Annotated in this window: 21 protein-coding genes; 11 read left to right on the top strand and 10 right to left on the bottom strand. The window is 73.0% G+C overall.

Going from position 1 to position 23,232, the window contains the following annotated elements; genetic code table 11:
* The first annotated feature begins 56 nt into the window (after positions 1 to 56).
* Positions 57 to 1,274, top strand: coding sequence for a pyridoxal phosphate-dependent aminotransferase (locus ACYVK5_RS06240; RefSeq protein ID WP_460702874.1), 1,218 nt, complete (start codon positions 57 to 59; stop codon positions 1,272 to 1,274).
* Between the two features lie 30 nt (positions 1,275 to 1,304).
* On the opposite strand, the gene ACYVK5_RS06235 is transcribed toward ACYVK5_RS06240, so the two are convergent.
* Together ACYVK5_RS06235 and ACYVK5_RS06230 are read right to left on the bottom strand one after the other, a co-directional pair.
* A complete protein-coding gene (locus ACYVK5_RS06235; RefSeq protein WP_460702872.1) occupies positions 1,305 to 2,750 on the bottom strand; it encodes an LCP family protein in 1,446 nt (481 codons plus the stop codon).
* 121 nt (positions 2,751 to 2,871) lie between these two features.
* On the bottom strand, positions 2,872 to 4,116 hold the full coding sequence (locus tag ACYVK5_RS06230; protein ID WP_460702870.1) for a multidrug effflux MFS transporter: 1,245 nt from the start codon (positions 4,114 to 4,116) through the stop codon (positions 2,872 to 2,874).
* Between the two features lie 156 nt (positions 4,117 to 4,272).
* Here ACYVK5_RS06230 and ACYVK5_RS06225 point away from each other — a divergent pair, with 156 nt between their 5' ends.
* From ACYVK5_RS06225 to ACYVK5_RS06215, 3 genes are all read left to right on the top strand, one after another.
* A complete protein-coding gene (locus ACYVK5_RS06225) occupies positions 4,273 to 5,085 on the top strand; it encodes an SOS response-associated peptidase (RefSeq protein ID WP_460702868.1) in 813 nt (270 codons plus the stop codon).
* Between the two features lie 82 nt (positions 5,086 to 5,167).
* Positions 5,168 to 6,868 (top strand): DUF885 domain-containing protein, encoded by a 1,701-nt coding sequence (locus ACYVK5_RS06220; RefSeq protein ID WP_460702866.1) that lies wholly within the window; start codon positions 5,168 to 5,170, stop codon positions 6,866 to 6,868.
* 169 nt (positions 6,869 to 7,037) lie between these two features.
* Positions 7,038 to 7,481: a CBS domain-containing protein gene (locus tag ACYVK5_RS06215; RefSeq protein ID WP_460702864.1), complete on the top strand. Its 444-nt coding sequence runs from the start codon at positions 7,038 to 7,040 to the stop codon at positions 7,479 to 7,481.
* Here ACYVK5_RS06215 and ACYVK5_RS06210 read toward each other — a convergent pair.
* From ACYVK5_RS06210 to ACYVK5_RS06195, 4 genes are all read right to left on the bottom strand, one after another.
* Positions 7,451 to 8,473, bottom strand: coding sequence for a hypothetical protein (locus ACYVK5_RS06210; protein ID WP_460702862.1), 1,023 nt, complete (start codon positions 8,471 to 8,473; stop codon positions 7,451 to 7,453). The two genes, ACYVK5_RS06215 and ACYVK5_RS06210, sit on opposite strands and share 31 nt — an antisense overlap.
* Positions 8,470 to 8,712 (bottom strand): acyl-CoA carboxylase epsilon subunit, encoded by a 243-nt coding sequence (locus tag ACYVK5_RS06205; protein WP_460702860.1) that lies wholly within the window; start codon positions 8,710 to 8,712, stop codon positions 8,470 to 8,472. Before ACYVK5_RS06205 ends, ACYVK5_RS06210 begins: the two co-directional genes overlap by 4 nt.
* Positions 8,709 to 9,305, bottom strand: coding sequence for a hypothetical protein (locus tag ACYVK5_RS06200; RefSeq protein WP_460702858.1), 597 nt, complete (start codon positions 9,303 to 9,305; stop codon positions 8,709 to 8,711). The genes ACYVK5_RS06205 and ACYVK5_RS06200 overlap by 4 nt, the downstream gene beginning before the upstream one ends.
* Positions 9,306 to 9,393: 88 nt before the next feature.
* Positions 9,394 to 10,992, bottom strand: coding sequence for an acyl-CoA carboxylase subunit beta (locus ACYVK5_RS06195; protein ID WP_460702856.1), 1,599 nt, complete (start codon positions 10,990 to 10,992; stop codon positions 9,394 to 9,396).
* 151 nt (positions 10,993 to 11,143) lie between these two features.
* On the opposite strand from ACYVK5_RS06195, the gene ACYVK5_RS06190 reads away from it, so the two are divergent.
* Complete coding sequence (locus ACYVK5_RS06190; protein WP_460702854.1) at positions 11,144 to 12,112, top strand: biotin--[acetyl-CoA-carboxylase] ligase; 969 nt, start codon at positions 11,144 to 11,146, stop codon at positions 12,110 to 12,112.
* Between the two features lie 187 nt (positions 12,113 to 12,299).
* On the top strand, positions 12,300 to 13,460 hold the full coding sequence (locus ACYVK5_RS06185; RefSeq protein ID WP_460702852.1) for an adenylate/guanylate cyclase domain-containing protein: 1,161 nt from the start codon (positions 12,300 to 12,302) through the stop codon (positions 13,458 to 13,460).
* A gap of 30 nt (positions 13,461 to 13,490) precedes the next feature.
* Here the strand turns inward: ACYVK5_RS06185 and ACYVK5_RS06180 are convergent, their stop codons facing one another.
* A complete protein-coding gene (locus ACYVK5_RS06180) occupies positions 13,491 to 14,228 on the bottom strand; it encodes a crotonase/enoyl-CoA hydratase family protein (protein ID WP_460702850.1) in 738 nt (245 codons plus the stop codon).
* A 55-nt stretch (positions 14,229 to 14,283) separates the two neighbouring features.
* Between ACYVK5_RS06180 and ACYVK5_RS06175 the strand changes: the two genes are divergently transcribed.
* Together ACYVK5_RS06175 and ACYVK5_RS06170 are read left to right on the top strand one after the other, a co-directional pair.
* A complete protein-coding gene (locus tag ACYVK5_RS06175) occupies positions 14,284 to 14,949 on the top strand; it encodes a Maf family protein (RefSeq protein ID WP_460702848.1) in 666 nt (221 codons plus the stop codon).
* Between the two features lie 182 nt (positions 14,950 to 15,131).
* On the top strand, positions 15,132 to 16,943 hold the full coding sequence (locus tag ACYVK5_RS06170) for an acetyl/propionyl/methylcrotonyl-CoA carboxylase subunit alpha (protein WP_460702846.1): 1,812 nt from the start codon (positions 15,132 to 15,134) through the stop codon (positions 16,941 to 16,943).
* 79 nt (positions 16,944 to 17,022) lie between these two features.
* On the opposite strand, the gene ACYVK5_RS06165 is transcribed toward ACYVK5_RS06170, so the two are convergent.
* The 3 genes from ACYVK5_RS06165 to ACYVK5_RS06155 are packed head-to-tail and all read right to left on the bottom strand — an operon-like array spanning position 17,023 to position 19,453.
* Complete coding sequence (locus tag ACYVK5_RS06165; RefSeq protein ID WP_460702844.1) at positions 17,023 to 18,453, bottom strand: NAD(P)H-quinone dehydrogenase; 1,431 nt, start codon at positions 18,451 to 18,453, stop codon at positions 17,023 to 17,025.
* 4 nt (positions 18,454 to 18,457) lie between these two features.
* On the bottom strand, positions 18,458 to 18,925 hold the full coding sequence (locus ACYVK5_RS06160) for a hypothetical protein (RefSeq protein ID WP_460702842.1): 468 nt from the start codon (positions 18,923 to 18,925) through the stop codon (positions 18,458 to 18,460).
* Between the two features lie 9 nt (positions 18,926 to 18,934).
* On the bottom strand, positions 18,935 to 19,453 hold the full coding sequence (locus ACYVK5_RS06155) for an NUDIX domain-containing protein (protein WP_460702840.1): 519 nt from the start codon (positions 19,451 to 19,453) through the stop codon (positions 18,935 to 18,937).
* 98 nt (positions 19,454 to 19,551) lie between these two features.
* Between ACYVK5_RS06155 and ACYVK5_RS06150 the strand changes: the two genes are divergently transcribed.
* From ACYVK5_RS06150 to rfbA, 3 genes are read left to right on the top strand one after another with little or no spacing between them, the layout of a single operon-like run.
* Complete coding sequence (locus tag ACYVK5_RS06150) at positions 19,552 to 20,391, top strand: purine-nucleoside phosphorylase (protein ID WP_460702838.1); 840 nt, start codon at positions 19,552 to 19,554, stop codon at positions 20,389 to 20,391.
* A 4-nt stretch (positions 20,392 to 20,395) separates the two neighbouring features.
* The gene (locus tag ACYVK5_RS06145; protein ID WP_460702836.1) at positions 20,396 to 22,309 is read left to right on the top strand and encodes a phospho-sugar mutase; all 1,914 of its coding nucleotides are present in this window, start codon (positions 20,396 to 20,398) and stop codon (positions 22,307 to 22,309) included.
* A gap of 55 nt (positions 22,310 to 22,364) precedes the next feature.
* Positions 22,365 to 23,228, top strand: coding sequence for a glucose-1-phosphate thymidylyltransferase RfbA (rfbA, locus tag ACYVK5_RS06140; protein ID WP_460702834.1), 864 nt, complete (start codon positions 22,365 to 22,367; stop codon positions 23,226 to 23,228).
* Positions 23,229 to 23,232: the final 4 nt, after the last annotated feature.

Raw genomic sequence — 23,232 nt, 5'->3', positions numbered from 1 at the left:
GACCGGACACACCGCGGGACATTCCTGGTACCGCTCCGGACGGTTAGGGTCGGCCCATGACCAACGTCGGCCCTCCCGGTCCCTGGCAGTCCGTCGCCCGCTCCATCGGCCTGATGTCCGCCGACGGGACGGTCGCCGCCACGATCTTCGCCGAGATGTCCGCCCTCGCGGCGCGCACGGGTGCTGTCAACCTCGGCCAGGGATTCCCGGACGTCGACGGTCCGCAGGCGGCCAAGGACGCCGCGATCGCCGCCATCCGCGCCGGCCGCAACCAGTACGCCCCGGGCGACGGAGTCCCCGAGCTGCGCCGCGCCATCGCCGACCACCAGCGCCGCCACTACGGGCTCGAACTCGACCCGGATTCCGAGGTCCTGGTCTCGACCGGCGCCACCGAGGGAATCGCCGCCTCGATCCTCGCGCTCGTGGGCCCCGGCGACGAGGTGCTCACGCTCGAGCCGTTCTACGACGTCCACGCCGCCTGCATCGCGCTGTCCGGCGCCACGCACGTGACCGCCCCGCTCCTGCCGCGCGACGGCGCCTTCCGGCTCGACGTCGCGGCCCTGCGCGCCGCCGCCTCACCGCGCACGCGTGTGATCGTGATCAACACGCCGCACAATCCCACCGGCGCGGTGCTCACGCCCGGCGAGCTGGAGGCGGTCGCCGCCGTCGCGCGCGAGCACGACGCCGTCGTCGTCACCGACGAGGTCTACGAACACCTCGTGTACGACGGCGCCCGCCACGTCCCCGTCGCCACGCTGCCCGGGATGCGGGAGCGCACGCTGACGGTGTCGTCGTCCGGCAAGACCTTCTCCCTCACGGGCTGGAAGATCGGCTGGGTGTGCGGCCCGGCCGACCTCATCACGGCCGTGCGCACCGTCAAGCAGTTCCTCACGTTCAGCTCGGGAGCGCCGTTCCAGCCCGCGATCGCGGAGGTGCTGGCCGACGACGACGTCCCGCGCGCACTCGCCGCGTCCCTGGCCGAGCGCCGCGACCTGGTCTGCGAGGGGCTCACGACCGCCGGATTCGACATCTCGGTGCCCGCCGGCACCTACTTCGTCTCCGCCGACGCGGCCGGCCTCGGGTTCGACGACGGGACCGAGCTCTGCCGCCGCCTCCCCGAGCTCGCGGGCGTGGTCGCCGTCCCGGTGTCCGCGTTCTGCACGCCGGGCTCGCCGACGTCCGAGGCCCTGCGGAGCTGGGTCAGGTTCACCTACGTCAAGCAGCCCGACGTGCTGGAGGAGGGGATGCGGCGGCTCGTCAAGGCGTTCGGCTGATCATCGGGGCTCAGGCGCGGTCAGGCCCGGTCAGACGCAGGTACCGGTCGGCTGGCTGGGCTCCGGGTCGGGGTCCGCGGTGTTCTCGCTCGCGGGTTCGGTGCTCCCGTCGCCCGTGTCGCCGGCCTCTCCGCCGCCCGTCGTGCCGTCCCCGCCGGACGCGCCGTCCTCCGACCCGCCGGTGTCCTCGGCGCCGCTCTCCCCGGTCCCGTCACCGTCACCGGAACCACCGCCGTCGGACTCGCCGCCCGCCGAACCGTCCCCCTCGCCCGAACCCGTGCCGTCTCCGCTGTCGCCCGACGTCCCCTCGCCCTTGAGCGGCGGCAGGTCTGTCGGGGCAACATCGTTCGCCAGATTGGCCCAGAGCAGATCAGCCTCATCAGTCCACGCGACGCGGTTGTCACCCGGGAACCGCGGCGCGTTCGGGACGGTTTCGAAGATAATCCGGTCCTTCTGGATGTCCTTGAGGCTGAACGCGAGACCCACCAGGTTCTGCGCGTCGGCGAGCTCCGGGTCCGGGTTCACGGAGCCGAGCACTGCCTTGGACAGGTTCAGCATCTTCGCCGGGTTGGCCATCGTGTCGGCCGACAGGATCTGGCGCAGCAGCGCGTTGATGAAGCCCTGCTGCCGCTCGATGCGCTCCAGGTCGCTCTGGGTGGTCCCCTCGACATGGCGCGCGCGCAGGTAGTCGAGCGAGTCCTTGCCGCCCAGCGTCTGCTCCCCGGCCGGGAGGTTCACGCCCCCGTACCGTTCCGGGGTGACGATCGGGGAAGGCAGGCAGACGCGCACGCCGCCGATGGCGTCGACCACGTCCAGCACGCTGTTCATCTTGACCACGATGTGGTTGGGCATCGGTATGCCGGTGTTGTCCATGACGGTGGTGATGGTGCAGGCCGCGCCGTACGTGAGGTCGTCCTCGCCCGCACCCGTCAGGTTGCCGGCGGCGTCGAAGGCACCGTTGAACTGCCCGATCCCCAGCGCCGGCGCCACACCTCCCCCTGGGAGCTCGCACTCCGGCCGGTTCACCATCGAGTCGCGCGGGATCGACACGACGTGGATCCACGACCGGTCCCTGGAGACGTGCACCACCATCGCCGTGTCGGACCGCATGCCGACCTCGGCGGCTCCGCCGGCGACCGCGACGTTCTCCGCGTCGCGGTAGTCCGTGCCGATCACCAGGATGTTCACCGGGACATCCTTGAAGGGGTCGGACGGGTCCTTCACCTCACGGCTGGCACCCTGCACGATGCCGGACACGTCGGAGACCTCGACCTCCGCCGCCAGCTGGTCCATGACGGTGGCCGCCGCCGCACCGCCCAGCGCGAAGACGCCCACGAAGCACATCGCCACGATCCGCGGCCTGCGTGACCAGCCCCTGCCCGAGGAGTGTCGGCTGGCCGGCCGGTCCGTACGCTGGGGGATCCGATGTGGCGGCATCGACGCATGCTGCGCGGACGGCCGGTCGGGCTGAGGCATAGGCTGGAGGATAGCGTCACTGCGTTTCACACGTGTTCAGACGCTTGTCAGGGACAGAACGTTGTACGGCACCCCAGATCCGTCTCGCGCCGGCCGGCGGTGGGACGGAATCCCGCGGACCTCAGCGCCGCCGGAACGCCGGCGTCGCGAAGGCCAGAACCGCCAGGGCACCCAGCACGGACGCGAACATCACCGACACCATCGCCACCGAACCGCCGCCGAGGAACCCGGCGAGCGAACTGACGATTCCCGCCACCGACGACTGCACCGCGCCGATCAGCGCGGCCGACGTCCCCGCGATCTCGCCGTGCCGGGACATCGCCATGGCCGCGGCGTTCGGCTGGATGAGCGGCTGCGTCGCGAGCACGAACCACATCACGACGAGCAGCCCGGCCAGGCCGCCGACGCCGAGCAGCACGACACCCAGCAGCGCCGCCGCGGTGACGGTCTGCGCCACGACGGCAAACCGCAGCAGCCGCATCGGGGCGACCCTGCGCACCAGTGAGGCGTTGACCTGGGCGGCGAGCACCAGCCCGACGCCGTTCGCGGCGAAGAGCAGGGAGAACTGTCCGTGCGAGAGCCCGAACTCGTCCTGGAACACCACCGGGGAGCTGACCACGTAGCTCATCAGCACGCCGAACGACAGGCCCGGCAGGACCGCCAGGGCGAGGAACTGCCGGTCGCGCAGCAGGGTGGCGTACCCGGCGAAGACCCGGCCCCGCGCGGTCACGGCCCGCTGCTCGGCGCCGTGGGTCTCCGGCATGAACCGCAGCACGACGAGCGCGAGCACCACCCCCATGGCGGCGAGCAGCACGAACACCCAGCGCCACGACGCCCCGGTGAGGATGGCCGAACCGATGGTCGGGGCGAACATGGGGGCGATGCCGATGACCAGCATGAGGCGCGACAGGACGCGCGCCGCCTCCGCGCCGACGAACCGGTCACGGACGACCGCCATCGCCGTGGTGGCGGCCGCGGCGTTGAATAACCCCTGCATCACGCGCAGGACGATCAGACCGCTCATGGTGGGCACGACGACGCACAACAGCGACGTCACGACGTGCAGCGCCAGGCCGACGAGCAGCGGGGCGCGGCGGCCGAACCGGTCCGAGAGCGGCCCGATGACGAGCTGCCCCAGCCCGCCGCCGATGAGCATGGCCGACACCGTGAGCTGCGCCATCGCCTCGGTGGAGCCAAGGTCCGCGGCGACCTGCGGGATGCCCGGCAGGTACATGTCGGTGGTGAACGCCGGCAACGCGCAGAGCGAGCCGAGCATGACGACCCACAGGGCGACGGTCTTGCCGCGCGGGCGGACGGGTGCGGAGGGAAGAGCGACGGGACGGGAGGCGAGCTGGGCGGTGGACACGAGTCTCCTGAGGGCACGACGGGAGTGGTGCGACGATGCGGGAGGATGGTTTCCCCAGTCTATCGAATCGATACGATCGTGTCACGGCCCTTTCCCGTCACACCCGTCACACCCCGGACTCCCGGCGATGTCCGACAGCCGGAGCACACTGGGGGCATGTGCGGAAGATTTGCCTCGTTCAGGGACGCCCAGGATCTGGCCGACGAGCTCGCGATCGCCGAGCTCGCCGAGGACGCGCGCCTGCTGGAACCGTCGTGGAACGTCGCCCCGACGGACCCGGTCAGGATCGTGGTCGAACGCGCCGCCCGGGACACCGGCGAGATCACCCGGTCGATGCGCGTCGCCCGCTGGGGCCTCGTCCCCTCCTGGGCCAAGGACCCGGGGATCGGGGCGCGCCTGATCAACGCGCGCAGCGAGTCGCTGCTCGACAAGCCCGCGTTCGCGAAGCCGTTCGCCGCCCGGCGCTGCCTCGTCGTCGCGGACGGCTACTACGAGTGGCGCAAGCTGCCCGACGGCGGCCCGGCGGCGCGGTCCGCCACGAGCCCGTCGCCGGCCGGTACGGCCCGCACCCGCGGGAGATCGAAGCAGGCGAAGCAGGCCTACTGGATCCGTCCGGCTGCGGGCCGTCCGGCGGCGTTCGCGGGCCTGTACGAGTTCTGGCGCGACCCGTCGAAGGCCGACGAGGACCCCGCGCGCTGGCTCGTCACGACCACCGTGGTCACCCGGGCGGCGGCCGGGAGGATGGAGCTGATCCACGACCGTGCGCCGGCGGTCCTGGGGGCGGATGCCTGGGATCGCTGGCTCGATCCGGGCGTCGGTGCCGAGGAGGCCGGTGCCCTCCTGCGAGAGTCCCGCGTACCGCTGGCGGCCGGCCCGGTCGGTGCCGCCGTCGGCTCGGTCCGCAACGACGGGCCCGGGCTGATCGAGCCGGACCTGCACCCCAGCGACCCGGAACCGCTGCTCCTGTGACCGAGCCGGGCCGCGCGGCCCGGCCTCCGGCGCTCGGAAGAACGGCGGGCGTCCGCCGCGAGGACGGCAGTACGCTCGCGACGTGACCACACCCTCCATCGCCCGAACCCCGACCGCCGTGGACGCCGTCGCCGACGCACACGTCCAGCGGCTCACCGAGCACAGCCCGATGACCGCCACCGAGATCGGCCTGCCCGGGCACGACCACCTCATGGACACGCTGGACCCGGCGTACCACGACGAGACCGCCGCCCTGAACCGGGCCACGCTCGACGCACTGGACGCGGTGGACCCCGTGGACGACGTCGACCACGTGACCCTCGCGGCCATGCGCGAGCGCCTCGGCCTGCAGCTCGAGCTGCACGACGCCGGCGAGGACATCGCCGACCTGAACAACATCGCCTCGCCCGTGCAGTACCTGCGGGAGATCTTCGACATGATGCCGACGGACTCCCCGGAGGCGTGGGAGAACATCTCCGGCCGCCTGGGCGCGCTGCCGACGGCGGTCGACGGCTACACCGAGTCCCTCCGCCTGGCGGCCTCCCGCGGCAGCGTCGCCGCGATCCGGCAGGTCCGCGAGTGCGTCACGCAGGCGCGCGAGCTGGCGGGCGACGAGTCGTTCTTCGCGTCGTTCGTCGCGGGCGAGGCGGCGCGCGGCGCGCTGGGCGAGGGCAACGACGCCCTGCGGTCCGATCTCGCCAGGGCCGCCGACGGCGCGCGTGCCGCGTACGCGAAGCTCGCGGACTTCCTCGAGTCGGAGCTCGCGCCGCGGGCTCCCGAGGCGGACGCCGTGGGCCGTGACCGCTACGCGTTGTTCAGCCGGACGTTCCTGGGCGCCACGGTCGACCTGGAGGAGACCTACGAGTGGGGCGTCGAGGAGCTCGCCCGTGTCGTCGCCGAGCAGGAGGCGGTGGCCCGCGAGATCGCCGGACCGGGCGCGAGCGTCGAGGACGCGGTACGCATGCTCGACGCGGACCCGGCGCGGAAGCTGGCCGGGACCGACGCGCTCAAGGCGTGGATGCAGGAGACCTCGGACGCCGCGATCCGCGACCTGGGCGGCACGCACTTCGACATTCCCGAGCCGGTGCTGACGCTGGAGTGCATGATCGCGCCCACGCAGACCGGCGGCATCTACTACACCCCGCCGAGCGACGACTTCTCGCGCCCCGGCCGCATGTGGTGGTCCGTCCCGCCGGGGGTCACCGAGTTCAACACGTGGCGCGAGAAGACGACCGTCTACCACGAGGGCGTCCCGGGCCACCACCTGCAGTGCTCGCAGGCGGTGCACGCGCGCGACACGCTCAACTCGTGGCGCCGGCTGGCGTGCTGGGTCTCGGGGCACGGCGAGGGCTGGGCGCTGTACGCGGAGCGGCTCATGGCCGACCTCGGCTACCTGGACGACCCGGGAGACCGGCTCGGCATGCTCGACGGCCAGCGCCTGCGTGCGGCCCGCGTCGTGTTCGACATCGGGATGCACCTGGGGCTCAAGGCGCCCGCGGCGTGGGGCGGGAACACCTGGGACGCCGGTACGGCATGGGAGTTCCTGAAGTCGAACGTCAACATGCCCGAGGAGTTCATCCGCTTCGAGTACCACCGCTATCTGGGCTGGCCCGGGCAGGCGCCGTCGTACAAGGTGGGCCAGCGGCTGTGGGAGCAGACGCGGGACGAGGCGAAGGCGGCCGCGGCCGCGAAGGGCGAGGAGTTCGACACGAAGGCGTTCCACGCCCGCGCGCTGAACCTGGGCTCGGTCGGCCTGGACGTGCTCCGCGGGGCGCTCGGCTGAACACCGGCGGTGCGGCGGGACCGCCGGGCGGCGTGTCCCGCCGTCCACGCGGGTGCGTGCGCGGGAAGTGCGCACGCACCCCTACCTGAACCCGGGGCAGGTGCCGTACCGTCAGGGTGGGGGCTCGCGACGACGTGGGTTCCGGCGAGCAGCGACGGAGGTGCTTCCCATGCGGGTGACAGAGGCATTACGGCGTAAGGGCAGCTCGGTGGTCACCATCTCCGGTGACCGGAGCGTACGTGATCTGCTCGCACTCCTCGCGGAGCACCGGATCGGCGCCGTGGTGGTGTCCGGCGACGGCGCCCGCGTGGACGGCATCGTCAGCGAGCGCGACGTCGTCCGGCGGCTGCACGCGGACGGGGACGCCGTCCTGGACAGCCCGGTCACGCAGATCATGACGGCCGACGTGCACACGTGCGGGCCCGAGGCCACGCTCGACGAACTGATGCCCCTGATGACGGAGCACCGCGTGCGGCACGTCCCCGTGCTGGTGGACGGCCGGCTGGCCGGGATCGTGAGCATCGGTGACGTCGTCAAGCACCGGATCGCCGAGGTGCAGGCCGAGCGCGACCAGCTCACGGACTACATCACCGGCGGGCGGATGTCGGCCTGAGCCTCCCGGGCCGCGGCGGAGAGATCCACGAGGAACGCCGCGTCCTTGCGTACCTGCTCGGGCACGCTCGGCGCCCACCAGTCATCCGGTACGGCTTTGACCTCGACGTTCACCCCGCGCCGTCCGAGGATCGAGGTGAGCAGCACGGTCGACGTCGTCGGCAGGCTGAGTATGCGCTGCCCCTCGTGCATGCCGGACAGCCGCAGTTCCAGCACCGCGCCCGGGTCGGCGATGGTCACTCCGGGCGTGGTCCGCAGGATGCGCTGCACCAGGGGCTCGTCACGCCGGTACGGCACGTACAGCAGCGGGCCCTCGGCGGCCATCGACAGCACCCACGACAGGTAGGCGTCGGCGTCCACGAAGCCCGCGCCCACCAGGCCCGACCCGACCACGACGGTCGGCTCGGCGGGCGCCGCCTCGAGCGGCTGGGAGGTGAACCAGGCGAACTCGTTGCGCACCACGCGCACGCCGAGCTCCGACAGCCGGCCGAGGGCGTCGGCGGGCAGCGGGAGGGCGGTGAACAGGGTGAGCCCGCCGCGGCGTGCCAGGGACCGCAGGCGGTCGGCGGTGGCGCGGCCGAGCACGCGGCGGGCCGCGCCGGAGCGCACCCCGGAGCGCACGAAGGCCCCCGTGGGCGAGGTGAGGATGCGGTCGAGGTCGAGGGCGGCGAGCCCGTCGTCGACGAGGGTGATCGAGGTGACCGGGCGCGTCAGGAGGGCGGTCTGCACGACGCCGGAGAACGCCTCGCCGACGATCCGGTTCCGGTTCAGGGACCACATGGCGTTCTGGACCGGCCGCACGTCCATCGTCAGGCCGGCCGGCAGGGTCGCGCGCGCGAACGCGTCACGCGCCTGGGCGAGGGTGGGCACGTCGTTGCGCACGTGTACGCGGGTGGTGTCGCCGCCGAGGCCCGCGGCGTGCGCCTCGATCGTGCACAGCAACTGCAGTGGTGACTCGACCAGTGCGCCGACGACGCGCGCCCGCGCGCTCACGAGCGAAGGCTCCAGCGCCAGGAGTCGGCGTTGTGGCGGCCCGACCGGCCGCCGAAGTTCTGCGCGGTGGCGGCACCGTTGCCCCGCAGCACGCGCGACCGGTTGGTCCACTCGTCGATCGGGGCGGCGTCCTCCGGTTCCGCGGCGGCGGTCACGGCGGCGAGGCCGGCCACGAGAGCGGCGACCTCGAGGTCGTCCGGCCGGCCGCGTACGACCCGTAGCTGTGGGTGCGAGCTCATCGTTCGTCCTCCCTGGAGTCGTCCCGGCCGGGGCCGGGGCCGTCGAACCCGGTGTCATCGGTCCCGTCGAACGGGTCCTCGCCGAGCGGGCCGTCGTCGAACCCGGCCGGGGCGCCGCGCGAGGAGATCCACTCGAGCACCTCGTAGCCGCCGTCGGCCAGGCGTTCCGCGACCTCCTCGCCCGTGGCGTCGACCATGCCGAGCACGCCGTCGAGCGAGGCGTCGTTGCCGCGTGCGGCGACCAGGAAGCTCAGGAAGAAGGCCTCCGCGCGCTGCGGGACGTCGCCCTGCTCCGGGCGGGGCGCGGCGTCCGCACCCGGCTCCCAGATGGACGTGGTGAGGTCCGGATGCATGCCGAGGGCGCCGTGCAGGATGTCGAAGAGGTCGGCGTTGCGCTGCCCGACCTTCTCCTCGAGCACGTGCACCCGCGGGTCCTCGTCGGCCTCCGCGGCGCCGAACTCCCCGCGCACGCCGACGGCCGTGCGGACGTAGTCGTGCAGAGTCGCGGCGAGCGCGTCGACCGCGCGGTGCAGCGGCTCGGGATCCACGGGGCCCAGCGGTGCCGGGCCGTGCGTGGCGTCCTCATGGCTCATGGGCTTCCTCCGGTGGGGCCGTCCGGGGACAGGGCCGTGAGAGGCCAAGCGTAGTGCGCCCGGCTGGGTGCCCTTACCACAAGCCCCGTCACAGGGGAATGTTGCCGTGCTTCTTCGGCGGCAGGCTCGCGCGCTTGGTGCGCAGCGCCCGCAGCGCCCGGACCACCTGGACGCGCGTCTCCGACGGCCGGATCACCGCGTCCACGTACCCGCGCTCGGCCGCATCCCACGGGTTGACGATGGCCTCCTCGTACTCCGCGGTCAGCCGGGCGCGCTCCGCCTCGACGTCGCCGCCCTCGTCGGCAACCTTCTTGAGCGCCCCGCGCTGCAGGATGTTCACGGCGCCACCCGCGCCCATGACCGCGATCTGCGCGGTGGGCCAGGCCAGGTTGACGTCCGCGCCGAGCTGCTTGGAGCCCATGACGATGTACGCGCCGCCGTACGCCTTGCGGGTGATGACCGTGACCAGCGGGACCGTCGCCTCGGCGTAGGCGTAGATCAGCTTCGCGCCGCGGCGGATGATCCCCTGGTGCTCCTGGCCCACGCCCGGCAGGAAGCCCGGCACGTCGACGAACGTCAGCACGGGGATGTTGAACGCGTCGCAGGTGCGCACGAACCGCGCGGCCTTCTCCGCCGCGTCGATGTCCAGGGTGCCCGCCATCGACAGCGGCTGGTTCGCGACGATGCCCACGGCCTGGCCCTCGACGTGCCCGAAGCCAGTGAGCACGTTGGCCGCGAACATCGGCTGGACCTCGAGGAACGACTCCGGGTCTAGCACCGCCTCGACCGCGTCGCGCATGTCGTAGGGCTGGTTGTCGGAGTCGGGGACGAGCCGGTCCAGGGCCTCGTCGTCGGCGGTGACCTCGAGCGGGGTGTCCTCGGCCGGGAACGCCGGCGCGTCGCCCAGGTTGTTCTGCGGCAGGTAGCCGAGCAGGTGGCGGACGTAGTCGAGCGCGTCGTCCTCGTCGCTCGCCATGTAGTGCGCCACGCCCGACGTCGCGTTGTGCGTCCGCGCCCCGCCCAGCGTCTCGAAGTCGACGTCCTCCCCGGTCACCGAGCGGATCACGTCCGGCCCGGTGATGAACATGTTCGACGTGCCGTCCGCCATCACGATGAAGTCGGTCAGCGCCGGCGAGTACACGGCACCGCCGGCACTCGGCCCGAGGATGAGGGAGATCTGCGGGATCACACCCGACGCCGCCACGTTGCGCCGGAACAACTCCGCGAACTGCGTCAGGGCCGCCACGCCCTCCTGGATGCGCGCGCCGCCGCCGTCGCTGATCCCGATGATCGGCACGCCGGTGCGCAGCGCCAGGTCCTGCACCTTGGTGATCTTCTCGCCGTGCACCTCGCCGAGGCTGCCGCCGAACACGGTGAAGTCCTGCGCGTAGATGCACACCTGACGGCCGTCGATCGTGCCGTACCCGGTCACGACGCCGTCGCCCGGGATCCGCTTCTTCTCCAGCCCGAAGTTGCGGCTGCGGTGCGTCGCGAGGGCGTCGAGCTCGACGAAGCTGCCCTCGTCGAGCAGCTCGGCGATGCGCTCGCGCGCCGTCTTCTTGTCCCGCTTGTGCTGCTTGGCCTGCGCGGTCACCTCGGGATCGGTGACGGCGGCAGCGCGGCGGGCCTCGAGGTCGTCGAGCTTGGCCTGGGTACCCACGGGGGCGGTGGTGGTGGCGTCGTTCACGAGGCGAGCCTAGTTGGAACATTCGGCCAACTCGATGGCAACGTCGTCAGCGTGGGGTCGGCGAGCCTTGTGAGGTTCCTACAGGGCACGGTTTTCCACAGACTCCCGACGCGGCACGCGGGGCGCCCGTCGGCGAGGCAGGATGGGAGCCATGCGCGCACCACTTCGCCCGACCGAGCTGCTCGTCCCCGGCTTCCACCGCGTCGACGTGGTCGAGGAGTCGACCTCCACCAACAGCGAGCTCGTCGCCGCCGTGCGGTCCGACCCCGGCGCCTGGCCCGCGCCGTCGGCCCTCGTCGCCGAGCGCCAGACCGCCGGCCGCGGCCGCGCCGGACGCTCCTGGGAGACGCCGCCACGAGCCTCCCTCACGGTCTCGATCCTCCTGCGCCCGGCGGTCCCCGCCGAGCGTCTCGGCTGGCTGCCGCTGCTGGCCGGGACGGCGGTCGTCCGCACGGCCTCCGGGTACGACGGCCTGGGCGGGTCCGACGGCGGGAGCTGGGCCGACGGCGGAGGCGGGTCCAACGACAGGAACTGGGCCGACGACGGTGGTAGCTGGTCTGACGACGGCGGTAGCGGTTCCGGCGACAGCCGGGCCGACGACGGTGCCGCGGACCTTGCCGTCAAGTGGCCCAATGACGTGCTGGTGCGGGAGCAGACTCCCGTGACCGGGCTGGGCCGCTACCGCAAGGTGGCGGGAATCCTGGCCGAGGTGGTGCCCGGGGGCGGCGCCGGCGAGCCCGCGGCGGTCGTGCTCGGCATCGGGCTCAACGTGTCGCAGGCACAGCACGAGCTGCCCGTGGAGACCGCCTCGTCGCTGACACTGGCCGGATACGGGGACCTCGACCGGACCGCGCTGCTGGCCGGGCTCCTGCGCGAGGTGGCGACCGCCGTCGGCCGGTGGGAGCGGGCGGGCGGCGACCCGGACGCGTCGGGCCTCGCCACCGAGTGCGCGGCCGCCTCCGCGACCCTGGGCACACGCGTCCGCGCGGAGCTGGCGGGCGGCGCGGGCACGGTCGAGGGCGAGGCCCTGCGCCTGGACCCCACGGGCGCGCTGGTGATCCGCACCGACGCGGGCGAGGAACGCACGGTCTCTGCGGGGGACATCCACCACTTGAGGTGATGCGCTGTGACGCGCGCCGGTACGGTCGGCAGGTTGTCGAGCGGTCGGTCCTTTGTCCGTGTGGTCGGTCGCTCGGGGGGCCGACTTCTCGACATCGGACCGACCGATCCCGACATCGGACCGACCAGCCGACAACCAACCGACCACGTCGCCCACCCGCGCGATCCCCAGCGAATAGGCTGCTCCCGTGCTCGAGAACGAACCCGACCCCGCCGAGGGCGCCCAGCAGGACCCCCAGCCCGGGCGTGACACGCCGGACGACCGGTCCGGCCGGGACGCCTCGGCCGGCCCCTTCGCGACGGACCACGGCCATTCCCATGCGCTCGGCTCGGACACCGCGACGCGCCTGGACGAGGCGATCCTGGGTGGGCCGCGGGTGTACACGTTCCCGGAGATCGTCGAGCGGACGGGCCTGGAACGGAAGCGGATCGAGGACTTCTGGCGCTGGATGGGGCTTCCCGTGACCCATCCGACGGACGCGTGGTTCACGGCGTCGGACGTCGAGGCGCTGCAGGAGATCGACGAGGTCTTCGAGGAGCAGGAGATGGACGCCCGGGCGCGGATGGCGTTCGTCCGCGCGATGGGCCACACCACGGAACGCCTCGCGCTGTGGCAGGTCGAGGCCCTCGTGGAGCACCTCGCCCGGCGGTACGACCTGGACGAGACCTCGGCCCGGCTGCTCGCTCTGGACCGTCTCCCCGACCTCGCCGAGATCCTCGGGCGCCAGCTGGAGCACGCCTGGCGGCGCCAGCTCGCCGCGCTGACCGGCCGGATGGCGATCGAGTTCGCCGGCGCCCGCGACGAGGTGGACCACGACGCCCATCAGCTCCCGCTCCCCCGCGCCGTGGGGTTCGCCGACGTCGTCTCCTTCACGAAGCGGACGGCCGGCCTGGAGTCGGCGGAGCTGGCCGACTTCGTGCAGCGCTTCGAGGCCGGCGCCCGCGACATCATCACGAACTGCGGCGGCCGTGTCGTCAAGACGATCGGCGACGCCATCCTCTTCGTGGCCGACGACGCCGAGACGGGCGCGGAGGTCGCGCTCAACCTCGCGGAGGCGACCGGCGAGTCCCTGGGCACGGCGCAGCCGGACGAACCCGAGATCCCGGTACGCGTCGGCTTCGTGTGGGGGCGCGTGCTGTCGCGGTTCGGCGACGTGTTCGGCCCGTCGGTCAACCTGGCGTCCCGGCTCACGGACCAGGCGGAACCGTCCACCGTGCTGGTGGACAAGCAGACGGCGGACATTCTCGCGTCGTCGTCCCGGTACGCGCTGACGCGGCAGCCGGTCCGGGAGGTTCCCGGCATCGGCCCCCTGGCCCCGGTCCGCCTCCAGCGCGCGTACTCGGGCTGACGCCGCGCGGCGTTCCCGGCGGCGCGCCCGTCAGCCGCGCCTCATCGCGCCCGGGAGCAGGCGGAGCTGGGTCGCGCGCTCGGCGGCGAGCGTCCGCAGCGGCCCTCGCTGCCAGGTGCGGTCCAGCAGCCGTTTCGCCGCGCGGACCGCCTCGGGGCGGTGTCCGGCGATGGTTCCCGCGAGCGCCCGGGCCTCGGTCAGCGGGTCGTCCGAGGCCGAGCCCGCCAGGCCGAACGCGACCGCGTCCGTGCCGGAGAACTCCTCGGCGGTCAGGGTGAGGCGCTTGGCGGTCTCGATCCCGGTCAGCTCCGAGACGGCCTGGATGCCTGTCATATCTGGCACCAGGCCGCGGGCGACCTCCATGACGCACCAGCGGGCGTCGGGCGTGGTGATGCGCAGGTCGGCGGCCAGGGCGAGCTGCAGTGCTCCGCCGAGGACGTGCCCGTGCACGGCCGCGATCACCGGGACGGGCAGGCGCCGCCACGCCCAGCACGCCTCCTGGAATCGGTTGGTGCCGCGCCAGGTCGGCACGAACGCTGCGGCGACCCCGGCGGGGTTCCGCGCCGCGGCCTGGAGGTCGAGTCCGGCGCCGAACGACCGTCCCTCGCCGGAGAGGATCACCGCCCGCAGTCCGGGCCGGCGGCGCAGGCGCCGTGCCGTCGCCGCGAGGTCGCCGAGCATGTCGAGCGTCAGGGCGTTCAGTTTGTCGGCGCGGTCGAGGCGGACGTGCGCGACGTCGTCGTCCACGGTGCAGGCGATGTGCGACATGGCCGAAGCGTACGGTCAAGAGGTCGCGCGCAACCTCTGGGATAACCTGGCGCCCGTGCTCCGACTCGTGCTCGCCTCCCGCTCCCCCGCTCGGCTCGCGACGCTGCGTTCGGCGGGCGTGGAGCCGATCGTGCGGGTCTCCGGCGTGGACGAGGACGCGGTCCTCACCGAGGCCCGGGGCCGTACGGAGCGTCTCGGGCCGGACGACGCCGTGCTGCTGCTCGCGCAGGCGAAGGCGGAGGACGTCGCGCACGGCATCGGCCGGGAGGGTGCTGCCGCGGCCTGGGGTGCGGAGGGGGCCGTCGTCGTCGGCTGCGACTCCATGCTGGAGGTCGACGGCGAGGTGGCCGGCAAGCCGGCGAGCCCGGAGGTGGCGCGCGAACGGTGGCGCGCGATGCGTGGTGGCAAGGGGGTGCTGCACTCCGGGCACTGGCTCGTCGACCTGCGCGACGAGGACGCGGGCGGCACGGGCGCCACGATCGGTGCGACGAGTTCCACCACCGTCTGGTTCGGCCAGATGGACGACGACGAGATCGACGCCTATGTGGCCACCGGCGAGCCGCTGGAGGTGGCGGGCGCATTCACCATCGACGGTCTCGGCGGGCCGTACATCGACCGGGTGGAGGGCGACCACCACGGCGTGGTCGGGATCAGCCTGCCCCTGCTCCGCACGCTCCTGCACGACGTCGGCGTGCCCTGGCACACGCTCCGCACGGCCTGAAACACGCCCGGCCGGCGCGCATTGCGGAATCCGACAGCGAGGCCCTGCCCGGGATCCGCCCGAGCCCGCGAAGGCCGCCGCGCATGGTGGATTCCTCCAAACGCGCTGGGGGCTCGTTGGCGAACCTTCCACACGTCCCCCGGCGCCCGCCCGCGTTACCGTGAGCCGTGCCCAGTTCTCGTATGCCCAGCGCCAGCATCTCCAAGGTGCTCATCGCCAACCGCGGTGAGATCGCCGTCCGCGTCGCCCGCGCGTGCGCCGACGCCGGCATCGCGTCCGTGGCCGTGTACGCGGAACCGGACCGGGACGCCATGCACGTGCGCCTCGCCGACGAGGCGTTCTCCCTCGGCGGTGCCACGGCCGCCGGGACCTATCTCGACATCGCGAAGCTGCTCGACGTCGCGCGGCGTTCGGGGGCTGACGCCGTCCACCCCGGGTACGGGTTCCTGTCGGAGAACGCCGAGTTCGCCCAGGCGGTGATGGACGCGGGACTCGTGTGGATCGGTCCGCCGCCGTCGGCCATCGAGGCGCTGGGCGACAAGGTGAGCGCGCGGCACATCGCGCAGCGGGCGGGCGCCCCGCTGGTTCCCGGGACGCCCGATCCGGTGGCCGGTGCGGCCGAGGTCCGCGCGTTCGCGGAGGAGTACGGGCTGCCCATCGCGATCAAGGCGGCGTTCGGTGGCGGCGGCCGCGGCCTGAAGGTCGCCCGCACGTACGACGAGATCGGCGAGCTGTTCGACTCCGCGGTCCGCGAGGCCACGGCCGCGTTCGGCCGGGGCGAGTGCTTCGTGGAGCGCTACCTGGACAAGCCCCGGCACGTGGAGACGCAGTGTCTCGCGGACGCGCACGGCAACGTCGTCGTGGTCTCGACGCGTGACTGCTCGCTGCAGCGCCGGCACCAGAAGCTGGTCGAGGAGGCGCCCGCGCCGTTCCTCACCCCGGCGCAGACGGCCGCGCTCTACGAGGCGTCGGAGGCGATCCTGCACGAGGCCGGCTACGTCGGTGCGGGGACGTGCGAGTTCCTCGTGGGCGTCGACGGGACGATCTCGTTCCTCGAGGTCAACACCCGCCTGCAGGTGGAGCACCCGGTGACCGAGGAGGTCACCGGCATCGACCTGGTCCGCGAGCAGTTCCGTATCGCCGCGGGCGAGAAGCTGGGCTACGGCGCGCCGGAGGTGCGCGGCCACTCCATCGAGTTCCGGATCAACGGCGAGGACCCGGCGGCGGGGTTCATGCCGGCGCCCGGCAGGCTGGACAAGATCGTCTGGCCGTCGGGGCCGGGCGTGCGCGTCGACACGGGTGTCATCGAGGGCGACGTCGTGTCCGGCAACTTCGACTCGATGATCGCCAAGCTGATCGTCACCGGCGCCACGCGGGCGCAGGCGGTGCAGCGGGCTCGTCGCGCCCTGCGCGAGCTGCACATCGAGGGCATCCCCACGGTCGTCCCGTTCCATCGCGCGGTGCTGGAGGCACCGGCGTTCGTGCCGGAGCTGGTGTCCGACGCCGGCCACGGGGACAACGCGTTCGCCGTGCACACCCGCTGGATCGAGACGGAGTTCGCCGAGACGGTCAAGGGGCTGGGCTCCGCCCCTGCCGTAGCCCCGTCGCCGGAGAGCGAGCAGGAGGAGCTCGCAGAACGCGTCGTGGTGGAGGTCGGCGGGCGTCGCCTGGAGGTGGTCCTCCCGGTCGGCCTGGGCGTGGCCGCGGGGAAGGCACGGTCGGCGAACGCGGCGCGGCGGCCCGGCCGGCGTTCGGGCGGCACGAAGTCCGCGACCACGGGCAACACGCTCGCCTCCCCGATGCAGGGCACGATCGTCAAGGTGGCCGTGGCCGAGGGCGATCAGGTCGCCGAGGGCGATCTCGTGGTCGTGCTGGAGGCCATGAAGATGGAGCAGCCGCTGGTCGCCCATCGTTCCGGAACCGTGTCCGCCCTGGTGGCGGAGCCGGGCGCGGGGGTCACGGCGGGCGCCGCGATCTGCGAGATCACCGACTGATCGAGCCGCCGGGAATCACGGATCGAATACCGGTCTGATCTGGTCATTTGCAGGGCACGCGGGTGAGTGCGCCGGGCTGTCAGCGCTCCTGGACGCGGGCGTCCAGGACGCGCGCCGCCTCCGCCGTCGTACCGCTCAGCGACGGGTAGATGGTGAACGACGCCGCGACGTCCTCCACCGTGAGCCGGTGCCGCACGGCCAGCGTGATCGGGAAGATGTGCTCGCCCGCGCGCGGCGCCACGACGACGCCGCCCAGGATGACGCCGGCCTCCGGGTGGGCGAACAGCTTCACGAAGCCGTCGCGGATGCCGAGCATCTTGGCGCGCGGGTTGCGCGCCAGCGGGAGCGTCGTGGTGATGTACCGCGACCCCTGCTTCTTGAGCGCATCCTCGCTGTACCCGACCGTGGCGATCTCCGGCGCGGTGAAGATGTTCGAGGAGACCGTGCCGAGCCGCAGCGGGGCGACGCCGTCGCCGAGTGCGTGCTGCACGGCGATCCGGCCCTGCATCGCGGCCACCGACGCGAGCGGGAGGACGCCGGTGCAGTCACCGGCGGCGTAGACGCCGCGCACGGAGGTCCGGGAGACCTTGTCCACCTCGATGTGGCCGCTCGCCGCGAGCGTGATCCCGGCCTCCTCGAGCCCCAGGCCCTGGGTGTTCGGGACGCCGCCGACGGCCACGAGCACATGCGACCCGTGCACCACGCGGCCGTCCGACAGCGTGACCGCGACGCCGTCGTCGGTCCGCACCGCCGCCTCCGCACGCGTACGGCTCAGGACCGTCATCCCCCGCGAGCGGAAGACGCCCTCCAGCAGCTCGGCCGCGTCCTCGTCCTCGCCCGGGAGCACGCGGTCCCGCGAGGAGACCAGGACGACGTCCGACCCCAGCGCGTTGTACGCGCCGGCGAACTCCGCGCCCGTGACACCGGAGCCCACCACGATGAGCTTCTCCGGCAGCTCGTCCAGGTTGTACATCTGGGTCCAGGTGAGGATGCGCTCGCCGTCGGGCACCGCCGTGGGCAGGATGCGCGGGGTGGCGCCGACGGCGAGGAGGACGGTGTCGGCGTCGAGCACGCGCGGCTCACCGCCATCGTCCGGCTCGACGACGACCCGCGACTTCCCGTCCAGGCGGCCCGTCCCGCTCACGATCTCGATGCCCTCGCGCACGAGCCGCCCGCGGATGTCGGCACTCTGCGCCTCCGCGAGCTCGAGCACGCGCTTGTTGACGGCCCGCAGGTCGACGGTCAGGTCGCGCTTGGCCGCCTCGTCCGTCAGGCGGATGCCGAGCTCGGGGGCACGCTCGGCGATGGTCATCCACTCGGCGGTGGCGATCAGGGTCTTGGAGGGGACGACGTCGGTCAGCACCGCCGCCCCGCCCAGCCCCTGGCGTTCGACGACGGTGACGCGCGCGCCCAGGCTGCCGGCGACGAGTGCCGCCTCGTAGCCCCCCGGGCCGCCGCCCACGACGACGATGTGGGCAGGCTCGCGTGGAGAGGAAACAGGGGTGGTCACGGGATCAGCCTACCGAGCCGTCCAGCACGATCTCACCGTCCGCCAGGCGCAGATTCGTCACGGTGAGCCCGGGGAGCTTGGCCTCCAGGAGGCGCTCGACGTCGACGGCGATCCGCGCGTCGTGCTGCACGTCGACGACGCCGGGCGGCAGGTCCTGCTTGGCGAGGGCCTGCTCGATGGGCGCGGCGGCCAGGGACAGCAGCTTGTGCGCGGGAAGGCCGGCCGCGTTCGCCTCGACCGCCAGGGTGGCGACGCCGGAGGCGAAGGCGACGACGCGCACGTCGGCCCGCACGATGGGGGCGATCCGGACGGCGAGCCTGAGCGGGCCGGGAAGCGAGTCGAGGCGACGCAGGTCGGCGACGACGCGGACCACGTCGCCGTCGCCGCTCACGGAGCTGATGACGGGCGGGACGGGCTGGCCCGCGACCTTGACCAGGCCCAGGACCTCGGCGGGAGTGATGCGGATGTGCACGCGGTGACCCTATCCCGCCCGCACCCGCGAGGGCAGGAGGTTCAGGAGGTCGGGGAGCGCGGCCTCGAACGCGGGCAGCAGGGTGAGACGCGCGAGCTCGGTCAGGGCGACCCAGCGGACCGCGAGGCTCTCCGCGTCGGCGGCCCGGGGCACGACGCGGGCCCCGGGCAGGACCTCGGCGACCACCGTCGTGTAGCTCCAGACGGGATGCTCGAGGACATGGGTGCCGACGACGTCGACGACGGCGGGGTCGACGGCGGCCTCCTCCGCGGCCTCACGGAGCGCGCCGTCCGCCGCGCTCTCCCCGGGCGCGAGGGCCCCGCCCGGGATGCCCCAGGTGCCGCCCATGTGGGACCACAGCGCCCGGTGCTGGAGCACCAGGTGCGCGGGAGCGCCGTCCGCCCCGCGCTTCACGAGCAGCAGCCCGGCCGCCCCGTAGCGGCCCCAGTGCCGGTGGTCGCCGCATTCCACCCATTCGTCCCCGTCGTGACAGTGCAGGTCGGCAGGTGGCTTCAGCGATTCGGACACGCCTGCCAGTCTGTCAGAGGTGCCCGCCGGCGGACACTCGTGGCGGGCACCGCCGGGTGGCGGTGGCCTCCCGTGTCGGCGCCGGTTAACCTCGGATCATGAGCACCACCCCGGACCTCGACGATCCCACCACCGACCCGTTCGACGTAGCAGCGGCCGCCGCCGAGCACATCGCCGCCAAGTCCGGCGTCGCCGGCCATGACATCGCGCTGGTGCTCGGGTCGGGATGGGGCGGAGCCGCCGAGCTGATCGGCGACGTGGTCGCGGAGATGCCCACCGCCGAGATCCCGGGCTTCCTCAAGCCCGCCGTCGACGGCCACCGCTCGACGACCCGCTCGATCCGCGTGGAGCGCGCCGACGGCTCGGTGCGGCACGCCCTGGTCCTCGGGTCGCGCACCCACCTGTACGAGGGCATGGGGGTCCGCCGCGTGGTGCACGGCGTGCGCACCGCGGCCGCGACCGGCGCGGAGACGCTGATCCTCACGAACGGCTGCGGCAGCACGCACATCGGCTGGCGGCCGGGACAGCCCGTGCTCCTCAAGGACCACCTGAACCTCACGTCGAGGACCCCGCTCGAGGGCGCGAAGTTCTCCGACATGACCGACGTCTACACGCCGCGCCTGCGCGAGCTGGCCCGCAGTGTCGACCCGGAACTCCCCGAGGGCGTGTACGCCCAGTTCCACGGGCCGCAGTACGAGACCCCGGCCGAGGTGAAGATGGCCCACCTGCTCGGCGCGGACCTCGTGGGCATGTCCACGGCGCTGGAGGCCGTCGCGGCCCGGCACTGCCGCATGGGCGTGCTCGGGATCTCCCTGGTCACGAACCTGGCGGCGGGGATCAGCCCGCAGCCGCTGTCCCACGAGGAAGTGCTGGAGGCGGGCAGGCAGGCCGGGCCGCGGATCAGCGACCTCCTCGCCCGCATCGTCGCGAAGATCTAGCGGTATGAGCACATCGACGCGGAGCACGAGCACCTCCGGAGACGGGAGCGAGAGCGGGTCCCCGCGGCCACGGGAAGGGGAGCCACTCCTCGCGGACGAGCCGGTGGTCGCGCTCGCCGAGGCCTGGATCGCAGACGACGTGGACGACGTCGACCGCGCGGACCTGCGCAACCTGCTCACCAGGGCTTCCGACCCCCTCCTGCACCAGCTCGCGTTCGCCGAGCTCCGCGACCGGTTCTCCGGGCCCCTGGAGTTCGGCACGGCCGGGCTGCGCGGCGCGATGGCCGCCGGCCCGCACCGGATGAACCGGGCCGTGGTGATCACGGCGGCCGCGGGGCTCGGGGCGTATCTCACGTCCGCGGTCCCCGGCCCGCCCCGCGTCGTCGTCGGCTACGACGCGCGGCACCGGTCCGCGGACTTCGCCCGGGACACCGCCGCGGTGCTGACCGCGGCGGGCGCCGACGTGTCCCTCCTGCCCGCCCCCCTGCCCACGCCGGTGCTCGCCTTCGCGGTGCGGCACCTCGACGCCGACGCGGGCGTGATGGTCACCGCCAGCCACAATCCCGCCGCCGACAACGGCTACAAGGTCTACCTCGGCGGGCGCGTGGTCACTGACTCCGGTCAGGGCGCGCAGATCGTGCCGCCGTACGACGCGCAGATCGCCGCCGAGATCGCCCGGGCCGCCGCGGGGCCGCGCGGGGCGTCCGGCGTGCCGCGGGCCGAGGACGGCTGGACGGTGCTCGGCGCCGGCATCCACGAGGAGTACCTGCGGCGCGTCGCCTCGCTGCACGACCCCGACCTGCATCTTCGCGATGTGCACGCACCGCGGCTGGTGCCGACGGCGGACGCCCGGACGGCCGTCGTCATCGCGGCGGGGGACGCCGGTCCCGCGCCGCTGCGGATCGTGACCACGTCGCTGCACGGTGTCGGTGGCCGGACGCTGGGGCGGGTGCTCTCCGACGCGGGGTTCACCGACGTCATCCCCGTCGAGGAGCAGCTGGACCCGGATCCGGCGTTCCCCACGGTGCGGTTCCCGAACCCGGAGGAGAAGGGCGCGCTCGACCTCGCCCTGTCGATCGCCTCCGACGCCCGGGCCGACATCGTCATCGCGAACGACCCCGACGCCGACCGCTGCGCGGTCGCCGTGTACGACCCGGACTGGGGCACCTACCAGGGTGCCGAGACGGCGGCGTCGCACGGCTGGCGGATGCTCACCGGGGACCAGGTGGGCGCGCTGCTCGGCTGGGACATCGCGCAGCGCACGACGTCGGGCACGCTGGCCTGCTCGATCGTGTCCTCACGCGTGCTGGCGCGCATCGCCGAACGCCACGGACTGCGCCACGCGACCACGCTGACCGGGTTCAAGTGGATCGCCCGCACACCGGACCTGGTGTTCGGCTACGAGGAGGCGCTGGGGTACTGCGTCGACCCCGAGGCCGTCCGGGACAAGGACGGGTTGTCGGCGGCGCTGCGCGTGGCGCTGCTCGCGGAGCGGCTCAAGGAGTCCGGTCGCACGCTCAAGGACGCGCTGGACGACATCGCCCGCGCCTGCGGCCTGTACAGCACCGGCCAGCTCGCGGCGCGGTTCGACGACCTCGCCCGCATCCCGGAGGCGATGGCCCGGCTGCGCGCGACGCCGCCGGTGAAGCTCGACGGCGCGCCCGTGACGGACGTCGTCGACCTCTCGGCGGGGGTGAACGGGCTGCCGCCCACGGACGGCATCGTCCTGACGGCAGCCGACGACACCCGCGTGATCGTCCGGCCCAGCGGGACCGAGCCCAAGGTGAAGTGCTACCTGGAGGTCGTGACCCCGGTCGACGCCCACGCGACCGCCGAGGACCTGGGCCGCGCCCGGGTCACCGCCCAGGGGCGCCTGGAACGCCTGAAGAAGGAGATGTCCGCGGCGCTCGGTATCTGAGCCGCGCCGCGGTCCCCGCGCGCGCACTGGCCTCGTCATGGAAGGATCGGGGACCATGCGCGGAATCATCCTGGCCGGCGGGTCCGGAACCCGGCTGCACCCGATCACGCTCGGCGTCAGCAAGCAACTGGTCCCGGTCTACGACAAACCGATGATCTACTACCCCCTCTCCACCCTGATCCTCGCGGGGATCAAGGACATCCTGGTGATCACCACCCCGCACGACGCCGATCAGTTCCAGCGGCTGCTCGGCGACGGCTCGCAGTTCGGCATCGATCTGGAGTACACGGTCCAGGCGTCGCCGGACGGTCTCGCCCAGGCGTTCGTGCTGGGTGAGGAGTTCATCGGCGCGGACCCGGCGGCGCTCGTACTCGGCGACAACATCTTCTACGGGCCGGGGCTCGGGTCCCAGCTGACCCGGTTCTCCCAGATCGACGGCGGTGCCGTGTTCGCCTACCGTGTCGCGGACCCCGCGGCGTACGGCGTCGTCGAGTTCGACGACGCCGGCCGCGCCCTCTCGCTCGAGGAGAAGCCCGTCAGGCCCCGGTCGAACTATGCCGTCCCCGGTCTCTACTTCTACGACAACGACGTGGTGGAGATCGCCAAGGGTCTCCAGCCGTCCTCCCGTGGCGAGTACGAGATCACCGACATCAACCGCCACTACCTCGAGCAGGGCAGGCTGCAGGTCGAGATCCTCCCGCGGGGTACGGCGTGGCTCGACACCGGCACCTTCGACTCGCTGCTGGAGGCGTCGGACTACGTCCGTACCATCGAGCGCCGGCAGGGGATGAAGATCGGGGCACCGGAGGAGGTCGCCTGGCGACGCGGCTTCCTGTCCGACGACGAACTCCGCGCCCGGGCGGAGAAGCTCACGAAGTCGGGCTACGGCTCCTACCTGCTGGGCCTCCTGGACGAGTAGGAGG

This window comes from Myceligenerans halotolerans (assembly GCF_054782975.1).
The sequence above is the reverse complement of the archived record's forward strand: the minus strand, read 5'-3'. Positions and strand labels throughout refer to the sequence as shown.

What these genes read in the sequence shown, in the direction of transcription:
- ACYVK5_RS06240 (WP_460702874.1), top strand. Translation starts at nt 57, where the DNA reads ATGACCAACGTCGGCCCTCCCGGTCCCTGGCAGTCCGTCGCCCGCTCC.
- ACYVK5_RS06235 (WP_460702872.1), bottom strand. Translation starts at nt 2,750, where the DNA reads ATGCCTCAGCCCGACCGGCCGTCCGCGCAGCATGCGTCGATGCCGCCA.
- ACYVK5_RS06225 (WP_460702868.1), top strand. Translation starts at nt 4,273, where the DNA reads ATGTGCGGAAGATTTGCCTCGTTCAGGGACGCCCAGGATCTGGCCGAC.
- ACYVK5_RS06215 (WP_460702864.1), top strand. Translation starts at nt 7,038, where the DNA reads ATGCGGGTGACAGAGGCATTACGGCGTAAGGGCAGCTCGGTGGTCACC.
- ACYVK5_RS06205 (WP_460702860.1), bottom strand. Translation starts at nt 8,712, where the DNA reads ATGAGCTCGCACCCACAGCTACGGGTCGTACGCGGCCGGCCGGACGAC.
- ACYVK5_RS06200 (WP_460702858.1), bottom strand. Translation starts at nt 9,305, where the DNA reads ATGAGCCATGAGGACGCCACGCACGGCCCGGCACCGCTGGGCCCCGTG.
- ACYVK5_RS06190 (WP_460702854.1), top strand. Translation starts at nt 11,144, where the DNA reads ATGCGCGCACCACTTCGCCCGACCGAGCTGCTCGTCCCCGGCTTCCAC.
- ACYVK5_RS06180 (WP_460702850.1), bottom strand. Translation starts at nt 14,228, where the DNA reads ATGTCGCACATCGCCTGCACCGTGGACGACGACGTCGCGCACGTCCGC.
- ACYVK5_RS06170 (WP_460702846.1), top strand. Translation starts at nt 15,132, where the DNA reads ATGCCCAGCGCCAGCATCTCCAAGGTGCTCATCGCCAACCGCGGTGAG.
- ACYVK5_RS06150 (WP_460702838.1), top strand. Translation starts at nt 19,552, where the DNA reads ATGAGCACCACCCCGGACCTCGACGATCCCACCACCGACCCGTTCGAC.
- ACYVK5_RS06145 (WP_460702836.1), top strand. Translation starts at nt 20,396, where the DNA reads ATGAGCACATCGACGCGGAGCACGAGCACCTCCGGAGACGGGAGCGAG.
- rfbA (WP_460702834.1), top strand. Translation starts at nt 22,365, where the DNA reads ATGCGCGGAATCATCCTGGCCGGCGGGTCCGGAACCCGGCTGCACCCG.